General features: G+C 43.9%; 9 protein-coding genes. 8 read left to right on the forward strand and 1 reads right to left on the reverse strand.

From position 1 onward, the window contains the following. Positions 1–22 precede the first annotated feature (22 nt). The 3 genes from J2X75_RS24105 (at position 23) to galU (ending at position 7,213) form a co-directional block, all read left to right on the forward strand. On the forward strand, positions 23–2,536 hold the full coding sequence (locus J2X75_RS24105) for a U32 family peptidase (protein WP_017692029.1): 2,514 nt from the start codon (positions 23–25) through the stop codon (positions 2,534–2,536). 72 nt (positions 2,537–2,608) lie between these two features. Next, positions 2,609–6,259, forward strand: coding sequence for a DEAD/DEAH box helicase (locus J2X75_RS24110; RefSeq protein ID WP_310340902.1), 3,651 nt, complete (start codon positions 2,609–2,611; stop codon positions 6,257–6,259). A 75-nt stretch (positions 6,260–6,334) separates the two neighbouring features. Beyond that, positions 6,335–7,213: a UTP--glucose-1-phosphate uridylyltransferase GalU gene (galU, locus tag J2X75_RS24115; protein WP_310340904.1), complete on the forward strand. Its 879-nt coding sequence runs from the start codon at positions 6,335–6,337 to the stop codon at positions 7,211–7,213. A 96-nt stretch (positions 7,214–7,309) separates the two neighbouring features. Here the strand turns inward: galU and J2X75_RS24120 are convergent, their stop codons facing one another. Next, a complete protein-coding gene (locus J2X75_RS24120; protein ID WP_310340906.1) occupies positions 7,310–9,775 on the reverse strand; it encodes an O-antigen ligase family protein in 2,466 nt (821 codons plus the stop codon). A gap of 205 nt (positions 9,776–9,980) precedes the next feature. Between J2X75_RS24120 and rfbA the strand changes: the two genes are divergently transcribed. Genes rfbA through J2X75_RS24145 form a run of 5 tightly spaced genes read left to right on the forward strand, consistent with a single transcriptional unit; the run spans position 9,981 to position 14,218 of the window. Further along, entirely contained in the window at positions 9,981–10,853 is an 873-nt protein-coding gene (rfbA, locus tag J2X75_RS24125) for a glucose-1-phosphate thymidylyltransferase RfbA (protein ID WP_310340908.1), read from the forward strand. Between the two features lie 29 nt (positions 10,854–10,882). After that, positions 10,883–11,440 (forward strand): dTDP-4-dehydrorhamnose 3,5-epimerase, encoded by a 558-nt coding sequence (gene rfbC / locus J2X75_RS24130; RefSeq protein WP_310340910.1) that lies wholly within the window; start codon positions 10,883–10,885, stop codon positions 11,438–11,440. A 41-nt stretch (positions 11,441–11,481) separates the two neighbouring features. After that, positions 11,482–12,549: a dTDP-glucose 4,6-dehydratase gene (gene rfbB / locus J2X75_RS24135; protein ID WP_310340912.1), complete on the forward strand. Its 1,068-nt coding sequence runs from the start codon at positions 11,482–11,484 to the stop codon at positions 12,547–12,549. Positions 12,550–12,560: 11 nt separating this feature from the next. Continuing rightward, positions 12,561–13,418 (forward strand): dTDP-4-dehydrorhamnose reductase, encoded by an 858-nt coding sequence (gene rfbD, locus J2X75_RS24140; protein ID WP_310340914.1) that lies wholly within the window; start codon positions 12,561–12,563, stop codon positions 13,416–13,418. Positions 13,419–13,444: 26 nt separating this feature from the next. After that, a complete protein-coding gene (locus J2X75_RS24145) occupies positions 13,445–14,218 on the forward strand; it encodes an ABC transporter permease (protein ID WP_310340915.1) in 774 nt (257 codons plus the stop codon). Positions 14,219–14,232: the final 14 nt, after the last annotated feature.

Raw genomic sequence — 14,232 nt, forward strand, 5'->3', positions numbered from 1 at the left:
GCCGGTTATGGGGAGGATCTACATGAAAACAGCAACAATACGAAGAGAAGACGTTGAACTTCTGGCACCCGCTGGTGACTGGGATTGTATGCGTTCGGCGGTAGCCAATGGCGCAGATGCAATTTTCTTCGGAGTCGAAAAGTTTAATGCACGAGCACGGGCGAACAACTTCCGCATGGACGAGCTGCCGGAGATTATGGCGTTTTTGCACAGCTATGGCGTAAAAGGTTTTTTGACCTTTAATATATTGATTTTTGAAAATGAATTGACGGATGCAAAAGAACTGATTGACGCTTGTGTCGATGCAGGTGTGGACGCTGTAATTGTTCAAGATTTGGGTTTGGTGAAGATGATCCGCGAGATCTCACCGGATTTCCCGATTCACGGTTCAACACAGATGACGATTACGTCACCGGAAGCGGTTGAGTTTACGAAGCCGTTTGATATGGAACGTGTCGTTCTGGGACGGGAGAACAACTTGAAGCAGATCCAAAAGATCGGTGAACAGGCGAAGCTTCCAATGGAAGTATTCGTTCATGGTGCGCTGTGTGTATCCTACTCGGGGCAATGTCTGACTTCCGAAATGTGGGGAGGGCGTTCCGCGAACCGCGGGGAGTGCGCACAAGCTTGTCGTCTTCCATACGATCTGATGGTGGATGGGGTGCACAAACCGATGGGTGATGTAGCTTATCTGTTGTCTCCGAAGGATCTGGCAGCGATTGATCTGATGCCGGAACTGATCGAAGCAGGAGTAACTTCTTTCAAAATTGAAGGACGTCTCAAAACGCCAGAATACGTAGCAAACGTAGTAAGCAAATATCGTAAAGCGATTGACCGTTATTTTGATGGAGATAACACACCGCCAAGCAAGGAAGAAGTTCGCGAATTGCAGCAAAGCTTCTCCCGTGGATTCACGCATGGTTTCCTCAGTGGTACAAACAACAAAGAATTGGTGGATGGAACATTCCCGAAAAGCCGTGGTGTCTATCTTGGTCGTGTAGATCAAGTGTTGCGTGATGGTGTGGTCCTGAAGCTGGATGCACCTGTGAAACGTGGAGACGGGATTGTATTTGACGCTGGAGACCCGACTCAGAAGGAAGAAGGCGGACGGGTATACGATGTACGTCGCAAAGGCGTAAAACTCGAAGGCGAAGCCGAAGAGGGCTGGATCGTTGACGTTGTGCCAGGCCGCAGTGACGTGGATCTGCGCCGCGTGAAAGTTGGCGACAAAGTCTGGAAAACAAATGACCCGGCGTTGGACAAACGTCTGCGTCAAAGCTTCGAGACCGAGAAGCCTTACCGCGTATTCCCGGTAAAAGTAAAAGTTATCGGCAGCCCGGGGCAACCGCTCAGCACGTGGTGGACAGACGTGCAGAAAGGCACGACCGTCCGTATTGATTCCGAGATGGAACTGGACATCGCCCAGAAGCGTCCAATGACACATGAATTGCTCGAAGAGCAGTTCGGACGTCTGGGAGGCACCGTGTTCCAGTTGGAAGGAATGGACGTCAATCTGCACGGTGACGTCATCATCCCGATGCGCGAGTTGAATAACATTCGCCGTCAGGCAGTAGAACAACTCGCGGGCGAACGTCCTAAACCACCCGTATATGTGAAACGGGCGGTAGATGTATACGGCGATTCGGTTAAACCGGCATCGCCAGTCGCTCGCGGTCAAGCAGAGCTGACCGCGCTCTGTCGCAGCCTGCCACAAGTGGAGGCAGCGATTGAAGCGGGGATCGGCATGATCTATGCCGACTTCGAGTTTATCAAGCAGTTCCCAGCAGCCGTGGAAGCTGTACATGCCGCTGGTCGCAAGATCGCGCTGGCAACACCGCGTATTCACATGCCTGGGGAGAACGGATATCATAATAACATCCTGCGTCTGAAGCCGGATGCGGTATTGGTGCGTAATACAGGCGCACTGTACTTCTACCTTCGCCACCGGATGGAAAACCCGGATGCGAAGCACCCGGAACTGATCGGCGACTTCTCATTGAACATCGCCAATCACAAAGCAGTAGAATTGTTCCTGGAAGCCGGATGTGACTGGATTACCCCATCCTATGACCTGAACATTCAACAAATGGTTGATTTGCTGGGTCACTCCCGTACAAGTCAGACTGAAGTGGTTATCCATCAGCATCTGCCGATGTTCCACACCGAGCACTGTGTGTATTGTACGTTTATGAGTGAAGGAACGGATTTCACGAACTGTGGCCGTCCTTGTGAGGAACAGCGTGCATCCCTGCAAGACCGGATCGGCATGTCCCACCCGGTACGTGTGGATGAAGGCTGTCGTAATACGGTATACAACGCAGTGGAGCAGTCGGGTGCCGAGTATCTGACCAACTTTATGGATCTGGGTGTATCCCGTTACCGTGTGGAATTCCTGGAAGAGACACCGGAGCAGGTACGCGAAGTAATTGATCTGTACAACCGTGCACTGCGCGGCGAGATCAGTGGTACACAAGTGTGGAAAACTCTAAAGGCAACGAACCAACTGGGCGTTACACGTGGTCAATTGGTGAAATAAACAGCAACCCCAAACTCTGCTTTAAGGAGCTCTTGGGGTTTTTTTACATCATGGCACAGGAGGCGAAGAAGCGTGACGCCATTCACAATCATGGATATCAAATTGCTGTGCGGAGTCACGGCATTCAAGCGTGGAGAAGATTATAACCAGTCTGGCCGGGTGACTAATCTGGTGGTCAGTGAGGATCAGCTTCATTATGAAGCACAGGTACGTGGAACGGAACGCTACCAGGTGACGGTGGATGTGGATGGAGCGGGAGAGATTGTGGCAGGCTGCAGTTGTCCGGGTGACGGCAGACATTATGACTATTGCAAACATGTGGCTGCCGTCCTCTTGGCTATTCACGAATGGGGTGAGCAGCAGGAGCGTAATGCCACACGTGATTCCGGGAAGACTTCTCAGTCTTCTACAAGCCAAGGAGTCAATACCAGTTCCAGCACAGGTTCCAAGTCCAGAGTTGGGACGCTAGTCGAAGAGAGCATGTGGGAGCGACCACAGTCTGCTTCACAACGAGAGCAACTGAATGATGCTCCAGAGCGTCCGCCTGTTCACTTTGCCCAAGCAGGTCGTCCAAGCTCAGCTTCGGGGTGGGGTCGCTCGGCAGATAAACCTTCTTACCGTACGGCGGATCAGATTCTGTCCATGTTTGCCAAGGATCGGAGACCGCTACATGGAAATGATCGTAAATACACTGCCCCTGTCAGCCGTTCCTCCCTGCGGGAAGAATTGCAGGTCCAGTTTATTTGCAAGCTGACACAGGTTCACAAGGGTGGTGGGAAACTTGCTCTTGAATTGAAAGTGGGTAACAAACGTCTGTATGTGGTGCAGAAAGTAAAGCAATTCCTGAACTGCATCGAGAAGGGCGAACCAATGTCATTTACCAAGCTGTTCCACTATGATCCATTGATGCATGTTTTCACTCCGCAGGATCAGGCGATTCTCTCGATGCTTATTCGAATGAGACAGAGTGAGGAGGCCTATCGCCAATCCATCTCCGGTTATCTGGGAGCTTCGGATGGACGGGATATATTGATTGCTCCGCTCGTATGGAAGCCATTGCTGGAATTGCTGCTACAGGCTGACAGCCGGATGGAGGGCACGGGATTCGCCAATGGACCACTCACACTGGGTGAGGGGGTACTTCCTTTATTTTACCGGATTGCCCAGGGAGCGAATGAAGGATATCAGCTTGAAATTTCGGGACTGCGTGAGCTGATTCTTCTTCCTGCTTATGATGCCGCTGTGGTGGAAGGGCAGTTGCACATGTTGGAGCCGATGCAGATGCGAAGTCTGGAGGACTTGAGTGGGGCGCTCACATCGTATGGGATCAAGGAAAGCATTGATATTTCGACCCAGCAGGTGGATGAGTTTGTACAGCATGTCGTGCCAGAATTGCGTACGCTCGGCCATCTGTCTATTGATTCACAGGTGCGTGAGCAGATCGCGGAACCGGAACTTTCACCCAAGTTGTACATCGACTTCTATCGTGAGCGTATTACAGCACGTCTGGAATTCGACTATGAGGTCATGGTTATTAATCCGCTTGCAGAGTATTTGATAGATGAAGAAGAGAAAAAGGTTATTTTGGTGCGTGATCGATATAAAGAGCGAAACTTGATTGAACGGCTTGATCGATCCTTTCTCGAAAGGGATGGTAGTGTCTGGGCGAGCGAACGCGAAGATGCCATCTATGATGTCATGTATCATCTGTTGCCTGAGCTTGAGAAACAGGTAGATATTTATATGCCAAACGCCGTGAAGGCGATGGTGCAATCCTATCCAACACCGCCGAAAGTACGAGCAGATTTGGGAAGAGGATTGGACTGGCTGGAGATTTCTTTCGAGATGGAAGGTGTGGACGAACAGGAACTTCAGGAACTCATGCGCCGCATTGTGGAAAAGAAACCATATTTCCGTCTCAAGAGCGGAGTCTTTCTCTCGCTTGAAAATGAAGGTGCAGACAGTTTCGCTCATATGGCCGATTCACTGGGACTGGGAGCAGATGACATCAAGAGCAGCCATATCCGGCTGCCAGCTGTTCGGGCGTTACAATTGCCGGGCAGGGATGAAGTCTCCGGTCATGTGAAGTGGGGAGGTTCTCTGAAACGTTTCCTCGACGATCTCCGAGATCCTGAACGGATGGATTTTGCATTACCAAAAGCATTGACCCCCATCCTGCGGGATTATCAGAACAGCGGATACCAGTGGCTGCGTACCCTTGCTTATTATCGTTTTGGCGGCATTCTGGCGGATGATATGGGACTTGGCAAAACGTTGCAAAGCATCGCCTATATCACAGCAGTACTTCAGGAGAAGCCTGAGCACAACATTGACCATACGGGTGATGATAAGTATCGGGAGAGCGGATCATTATGGGGCGGTGAAACGTTGGTGACTGCTGGCATCGATCCCGAAACTGGACTCCCATTGGATAAGATGGCTTCAGAGAATAGGGATGGTTCATGGTCCACGATGCAGCAGGATGGATTGACGGTCCGAACGAAGGTCATTCATCCTCCGGTACTTGTCGTGGCCCCTGCTTCGCTGACCTACAACTGGGCTAATGAGTTTGCACGGTTCGCCCCGCATCTGAACGTCCTGATCGCCGCAGGTCAGAAAGAAGAGCGAGCCAATATGCTTTCAGGTATGGATGAGGCAGATGTAATTGTGACGTCGTATCCTCTGTTACGCCGGGATTTGGACACCTACCTGGGCCGAACCTTCCATACGCTCATTCTGGATGAAGCTCAGGCAATCAAAAATGCTTCCTCCCAGACCGCGCAGGCAGTGAAACAAATTCAGGCCCCGCGTCGTTTTGCACTCACAGGAACGCCTGTAGAGAACTCGCTGGATGAATTGTGGTCCATTTTTGAAGCCGTATTCCCAGGGCTGTTTCCAAGTTACAGAAGATTCCGTGACCTTTCTCCGGAACGGATCTCGCGGATGGTACGTCCGTTTATTCTGCGCCGCCTGAAGAAGGATGTGCTGGAAGAATTGCCTGATCGAATTGAAACGGTACAGCGGTCAGAGCTTACGGTTGAACAGAAGAAACTGTACGCCGCATACCTTTCCCAGCTTCAGGATGAAGCATCGAAGGACATGGAGGATAACGGATTCCAGAAGAACCGTATCAAAATTCTGGCTGGCATCACCCGTTTGCGTCAGTTGTGTTGTCATCCGGCCCTCTTTGTCGAAGGATATCAAGGCGATTCCGGGAAAATGGAACAGTTGCTTGAAACGGTCGAGGATTGTTTGGCTGCAGGCAAACGAATTCTCATCTTCTCCCAATTTGCGAGCATGTTGAACCTGATTCGTCAGACCCTTGCGGCAAAGGGAAGAAACCTGTTTTACCTCGATGGTCAGACCCCTGCACAGAGCCGGGTCGAGATGTGCCACAGATTTAACGAAGGTGAAGCTGAACTGTTCTTAATCTCCCTGAAAGCTGGCGGGACCGGACTAAATTTAACGGGGGCAGATACCGTTATATTATATGATCTATGGTGGAATCCCGCGGTGGAAGAACAGGCGATTGGCCGTGCCCATCGTATGGGACAGAAACAAGTGGTGCAAGTCATCCGCTTAGTTACCGAAGGTACGATCGAAGAGAAGATTTTGGAACTCCAGCAGCGGAAGAAGGATTTGATTGCCGAAGTGATCGAACCGGGAGATGGCGGGTCGACGACCTTATCCGAACAGGATATCCGCGAATTGTTGATGGTATAATGGAGTCCAAGCATCGTAGCAATAAGAATCATTAAATATATGAAAATATGTTTCTAGCAAAAGGAGTGGGTTCGTATGCGTATTCGCAAAGCGATTATTCCAGCTGCAGGGCTGGGTACCCGGTTTTTGCCTGCCACCAAGGCGATGCCTAAGGAAATGCTGCCCATCGTGGACAAGCCAACGATCCAGTACATTATTGAAGAAGCCGTAGCTTCAGGCATTGAAGATATCATTATTGTGACAGGTAAAGGGAAGCGGGCCATTGAAGATCACTTCGATTATTCTTTTGAGCTGGAGCAGAATCTGGCGGACAAACAGAAGTGGGACTTGCTTAACGAAGTACGCAAACCCTCCGAGATGGCAGATATCCATTATATCCGTCAAAAGGAACCGAAGGGACTTGGTCACGCCATCTGGTGTGCCCGCAAGTTTATCGGCAACGAGCCTTTTGCCGTCCTGTTAGGGGACGATATTGTAGAAGCGGAACATCCCTGCCTGAAGCAGATGATCGATGTCTATGATGAACTGCAATCTCCGATTGTTGGTGTACAGCCAGTTGATTGGAGCGAGGTATCCCGCTACGGAATTGTGGACGGAGAGTTGCTGACCCCTACGGATGATCGCGTCTTTCGTGCACGTCGTTTAATTGAGAAACCAAAGACCGAAGACTCTCCCTCCAACCTGGCTATTATGGGGCGTTACATTCTTACACCGGATATTTTCGAAATACTAGGTCAGCAATCTGCTGGCGTTGGGGGCGAAATTCAGCTCACGGATGCCTTGTCCCGATTGAATGAACAGCGGCAGATTATCGCATATCATTTTGATGGACTGCGTCATGATGTTGGTGAGAAGTTGGGCTTTATTGAAACGTCGATTCACTACGCATTGCAGCGCCCGGATTTGCGGGAGGATTTGTTGGCGTACCTGAAGAAGATAGTGGCGTCTAACTAATTTATTTCTAATGAATAAGATCACAAAAAAGGTTTGCCCTTTGAAGAGGGCAAACCTTTTTTGTATGGAGTTATAGAGGACTAGTAGTGCATTTTATTAGAAATTCAGTTCTGCTATCTGTTTAATCTCGTCTGCTTCGTTTGGTGCGACAGCGATAAGCTTATCATATATAGCTTGATCTTGTTGCCCATCTTTAGTTAGGGCCGCAAGGTACCAACGAGCAATTTCACGGTTGGTAGCATCGTTAAGATCGTCTGCAATCCCACCCTTAAGAATAGTAGCAGCTCCAGCTGAATCATTTAACATATATTTTATTTTCCCCGCGTTCAGAATCATTGTTGGAGTCAGCTCGAACGGCTGTCCTTGAAGTTGTCCTTCAGGGAGGGTCTTTAGATGCTCTACTCCATCAACAACATGCTGAAAGGCTTCCAGACCTGAAGTGAAGTAAGATTCCTTCTTAGCTGTATCACCTTGTCCGAGTGCCTGATATCCTAGATCGAACGAACGGCTAATTAGCTTTTCATACCACTCCATATCCCAGATATAGTTGTTGGCATATTCTTTTTGAAGAGTATAGGCTTGTTCATTATCACCTTTAAGTTCATAGAGTTGGATCAACTGTTTAACCATACCTTTGTTGTATGGTTCTGCCTTTAGCCCTTTTCGAAGCAGATCTACGCCAGCATTGTAGAACTGATCATCTTGTGTTTGTTGAAAACCTTGTTGGTATAGAGAAGAAAGCGTCAGCAGGGAATCAGAATGTGCACTGCGAATGGCAAGGTCCTTATCCAGTGGAGCTTTGATTTCCTCAAAAGATTGGCTGATTTCTGCAACTTCCTTCGCTGCATACGCATAATGATTTGCTTGCAAAAAGCGCACGGATACAATCAACAGTACAATGATCGATACTCCGGCAATTGAGATATAGATTCCACGGGCGGCAGATGAGCTTACTTTGAAACGCTGAACTGGCCGTGGGTCAATCGCTGCAGCCATGCCTCCAAACCCGATAAACACCAGCATGCCGATGAAGACGTAACTCATATTGAAATCGAGAAGACTCAATACCAGAATAGTCATGGACAAAATGAAAAATACAAAATGTGACTCTCTTTCGTTTTCGTCTCTTCGCCAGTAGCTGCGAACATATTTATAGAAGATATACAGAATAAATGACATGAAAATGATAAATCCAATAATTCCGACTTCAACTAAGTACTGCATGAAGAAGTTATGCGCCTGTGCGCTAACATATGGATTGTTCTGATACTTCTCGTATAGCGCAGTCCAAGCCCCACCACCAGCACCGATCAGTGGGTAATCTGCAATGACCTTGGCTGCATCTTTGTAGAAAGTGAGTCTTTCCAGAACACTGTGTTGCTGGAAGTTGATGTTTTCCAGACGCGTACTGATGCTATCAGGCAAAATGTTGCGAACACTGGTAGCTAACAGCAGCACTGCTGCTATAATGGCGAGCAGCGCGGAACCAAGCGGGATCCAGAGGCTTGCACCTTTGCGTTGACCCCAGGGTTGAAGCTTTGTTTCCAGCTTGGGAGCGAACCAACGTTGAATAGCCCAGATGATGATTGCGACAACTATGGATGCTGCAATCAGGTAGATCCAACCTTTTGCTGCAAGTCCAGCATTGAACTTTTGTTGCAATTCAAGTCCAGCAGTATTGACCGGATTCAAGATCGCTATTGTTCCTATTCCCGAAATGGCAAGATACATGAACCATAAGATTTGTTTTGCTGGTTTAAGCAACAATAGGATAATAACGAACACAATTGGCATCATTACAAGTCCTGTCCGCGACAGTGTAAGTAACAGGGACAGCAAGATAGGTACAAGCATGAATCCATGCAGTAGCTGTGTGTACACTTTTTTGGAGCGGATCATGCTGAAAATAGCAATAAATAAAAATGCCATCAGGAATGCTGCGTATGTATTAGGGTATTGAAACACCGAAGCAAGTCGTGGACCATTGGCGTCGTTCCAAATCGTTTGATTATATATCCCGTTAACAACACCTGAAGAGAACCATCCAACTAGCTTACCTGCCAAATTGGAGGCCCCAAGCCAGTTTAACAAACCAAATCCGACAATTACATATGCAATTCCTATTAAGGAAGATTGTATGATATGATTGATTTTGTTGTTTTTGAGCAGGTACATAGTCATCACAAAGATCATGGCATAAATACATTGAATGAGGATCATGTTGACTGACAAATAATCAGAAACTGCACTTAAAAGTGATAGAACGTAGGTAAGTGGCAGTAATATAACCACGATCTTTAGCCAGTCTTGGTGAGTCTCTAACTTAATCTGTTTGAAGTAAACAGCAACCCAAATAATGAATAGGAGGGCTGTAATGGTAACTGCCCAGTAAATGGGTCCTTCAAATTGGAGCAATTGTCCGTTAAATAATGCAACTTGGAAAGAGGACCAGAGTAGAAATAAGATAAGTCCTATGGTGAGGGTCCATAGTAGAGGCGAAGTTGAGCTAGTTCTGACTTCGCTCGACGTCTTCCTTTGTTTCCCGTATACTGGATTCGACAAGGTTTGAGTCTCCTTTGTTTATAGATACGACAATATTTTAGCATATACTGACTAGAATGTACTATTTTACTTGCAAAATATTTGTTGAGAAATATCATATTTCTAAAACGAATATCTTCCCTATGGTCTTCGTTAGCTCCAACTAATGGACCATTTAGTATAAATCTCTGAGAGAGAAATAATTTAGACACTGAAAGGAGAAACAATGAAAGGTATTATTTTAGCAGGGGGGTCTGGAACAAGACTTTATCCTATTACCAAGGCCATTTCTAAACAAATCATACCGGTATATGATAAACCGATGATTTATTATCCGCTATCTGTTTTAATGTTAGCAGGTATAAAAGAGATATTAATCATATCAACCCCTAGAGATGTGAAAGTATTTGAAGAACTATTCGGAGATGGCTCCTTTTTAGGTTTGAGTTTAACTTATGCAGTTCAAGATAAGCCGAATGGGCTAGCAGAAGCGTTTATCATCGGAGAATCTTTTATTGGGGACGATTCGATTGCACTCATACTTGGAGACAATATTTTTTTCGGACAAAGTTTTGGAAGAATCTTAATGGAAGCAGCCAAAGTTAAAGACGGAGCAGTTATTTTTGGATATTTTGTGAAAAACCCTGAATCTTACGGAGTGATTGAACATAACAATGATGGAAAAGTTCTTTCAATTGAGGAAAAGCCAAAGTATCCAAAATCTAATTTTGCAGTACCTGGTTTATATTTTTATGATAACAGTGTAATTGAAATAGCTAAGAGCATTAAGCCTTCTGAACGTGGAGAACTTGAAATAACGGAAGTGAACAATGTATATCTCCAAAGAGGAGCGTTGAATGTCAAGTTATTAGGCAGAGGCATGGCATGGATGGATACTGGTACACATGATGGAATGTTAGAAGCAAGCAATTATGTTGAAGCCATGCAAAAACGTCAAGGATTATATATAGCATGTATTGAAGAAATATCTTACAAGATGGGCTACATTAATAAAGAAGAATTAATAATGTTGGCTCAACCACTTTTAAAAACAGATTATGGGCAATACCTCATGCATGTTGCAGAAGGTTTATATTAAAAATATTTATAATTAAGGAAGTGATTTCGGTGGGCAATTTTAATTTTATCGAAACACCTATTCAAGATTTGGTGATTATTGAACCTAAAGTTTATGGAGATCATAGGGGCTATTTTATGGAAACATATAATGAGCACGAGTTTAAAGAAGGCGGCCTTAGCATGACCTTTGTACAAGATAATCACTCCAAATCAAAAAAAGGTGTTTTGAGAGGGCTCCACTTTCAAACTATGCTTCCTCAAGGAAAGCTTGTTCGAGTATTATCTGGAGAGGTTTTTGATGTTGCTGTAGACTTGAGGAAAAAATCCCCAACATATAAACAATGGTACGGTGTGATGCTTTCAGGTGAAAATAAAAAACAATTCTACATCCCTGAAGGTTTTGCCCATGGATTTTTGGTTCTGTCAGATGAAGCTGAGTTTGTTTATAAGTGCACGAATCTTTACCATCCTGAATTCGATGGTGGGATCATGTGGAACGATCCGGAAATAGGGGTAGAGTGGCCATTGCAAGGAGTTACTGAATTATTGTTGTCTGAGAAAGATAAAAGTTTAAAATCACTTAGAGACCAAAAACTGGATTTTTAGTAACCGAATATTTTGGAAGCAATTTTAAGGAGGAAGAAAAATTGGAAAATGGTTCTACAGTTGAGTATAGTAAAGTGATTTTGGTAACTGGGGGAGCAGGTTTTATTGGTAGTAACTTTGTAATTTATATGTTGAATAAATATCCCGGTTATAAGATTATTAACGTGGATTGCCTAACGTATGCGGGGAATTTGGAAAATTTGAAAAGTGTTGAATGTCATCCTAATCATATCTTTGTTAAAGGCGATATAACAGATGAGAAATTAATCGACACCCTTTTTCAAACCTATGATCCTTCTTATGTAGTTAATTTTGCAGCAGAATCACACGTAGATAGAAGTATCGAAAATCCTCAGGTTTTTTTGAAAACTAATATTGAAGGAACTCAGGTTTTATTAGATTCATGTAAAAGATATTGGCTTTCAGAAAATTCGAAATATAAGCATAATCATAAATATCTCCAAGTATCTACTGATGAGGTTTATGGAAGCTTGGGCGAAACAGGATATTTCACCGAAGATACTCCGTTGTCTCCAAACAGCCCATACTCAGCCAGTAAGGCTTCAGCAGATTTTTTTGTGAGAGCTTATCATGAGACATACGGATTGAAGACAAATATTACACGTTGTTCAAATAATTATGGTCCTTTTCAATTCCCCGAGAAACTTATTCCTTTAATAATATCCAATGCTCTTAGTGAAAATGATCTTCCGGTTTATGGAGATGGATTGAATGTGCGAGATTGGCTTTATGTAGAAGATCATTGTAGCGCTATTGATATGGTTCTTCATAATGGTAAAGACGGGGAAGTCTATAATGTTGGGGGACATAATGAAAAGAATAATATCGAAATAGTTAATATTATTCTGGAGGAACTAGGAAAACCTAAATCTTTAATTAAATATGTTGAAGATCGTCTTGGTCATGATAAAAGATATGCAATTGATGCTGAGAAGATAAAGCGCGAAATAGGCTGGGAACCGACAGTAATGTTTGATGAAGGTATTAGAACAACCATTAAGTGGTATCTTGAAAATTCAGACTGGTTGAAAAATATTGTAACTAAAGACTATCAGATATATCCTTCGAAATTAATAATAGACAATTAGGAGAATTGGTAATGAAAGTCTTGGTTACTGGTATCGGCGGACAACTTGGTTACGATATTTTTAATTCTTTACAGAGTGAGCATACGGACATCTATGGTGTAGACAAATCAAGACTTGATCTTACAGAGTTCGTTAAGGTTAAAGACTATATTGTGAAGCTCCGCCCTGATATAGTTATTCATTGTGCTGCTTACACAAATGTAGATCTTGCAGAGGAAAAAGAAGACTTTTGTCGATTAATCAATGCAGAAGCGACTGCAAATATTGCAGACGCTTGTCGTGAAATTGATGCCAAAATGGTTTATTTTAGCACAGATTATGTTTTCTCTGGTGAGGGTGACAAACCTCATGAAGTGGAGAGTGCCACAGAACCTTTATCTGTATATGGTCGTACAAAATTAGCTGGAGAGAGAGAAGTTCTGGATATATTGGAAAAATATTATATAATAAGAACTTCTTGGTCCTATGGCTTAAATGGGAACAATTTTGTGAAAACAATGTTACGGCTTGGTCAATCGAAATCAGTTGTAAATGTAGTTAAGGATCAGTTTGGTTCCCCTACGTATACAAAGGATTTAGCCTCTTTAGTTATAGAGATGATAAAGACTGATAAGTACGGTGTTTACCATGTGACAAATGAAGGATACTGTAGTTGGGCAGAGTTGGCTGAAGCAATATTTAATGGGGCTGGTTATGCTACGAAAGTTGATCCTATTCATGCAAGTGATTTTCCAACATTAGCTACTAGACCTCGAAATTCCCGTCTATCCAAAACTCGTCTCGATGAGTCGGGATTTTCAAGATTACCTACTTGGCAAGACGCGCTTAATCGCTATCTTAAGGAACTAAAAACTAAGGGCTACTTATAAAATTGAATTATAGGGAAAGATAGAATATGACGTACTTTAAAAATTTTTGGCGCTACAAAGGTCTCTTATGGGAATTTGTAATAAGAGACTTGAAAATTAAATATCGACGTTCATTTTTAGGATATTTGTGGAGTTTGTTAAATCCCTTGTTAATGATGGTAGTTTTGTCTGCCGTGTTTTCAAATTTATTTAAATTCGATATACCAAATTTTCCTATATACCTGCTGTCTGGACAGATTATATTTGGTTTTTTCTCTGAAGCAACTACAAATTCAATGAATTCAATCATTGGATCGGGTGGATTAATAAAAAAAGTCTATGTTCCTAAGTATATTTTCCCAGTATCTAGAGTTGTTTCTTCATTTATTACTTTGTTATTTTCGCTTTTGGCTATTTTAATCGTGATTCTAGTTACAAAAGTTAAAGTTACTTTTATGTTCTTGTTATTCCCGATACCTTTGATCTATGTATTTATATTTTCTTTGGGTATAGGACTGATATTATCTGTTATGGCTGTTTATTTTAGGGATGTTTTGCATTTGTACACTGTTTTGTTATCTGCCTGGACGTACTTAACGCCTATTTTTTACCCAGTTTCGGTAGTTCCAGATTATGTTAAATCTATTATTTATGCAAATCCTATGTATTATTATGTTGAAGCTTTTCGAGATATTATCCTTTACAACAGATTCCCTAGTTTTCATACTCATTTCATGTGTATTATTTTCTCATTTAGCGCTTTAGTTATTGGATTAGTGATTTTCTATAAAAATCAACGGAAGTTTGTAATGCATATCTAATGGTAATAGGAGAA

This window comes from Paenibacillus sp. 2003, from assembly GCF_031455635.1.
Classification (GTDB): domain Bacteria; phylum Bacillota; class Bacilli; order Paenibacillales; family Paenibacillaceae; genus Paenibacillus; species Paenibacillus amylolyticus_B.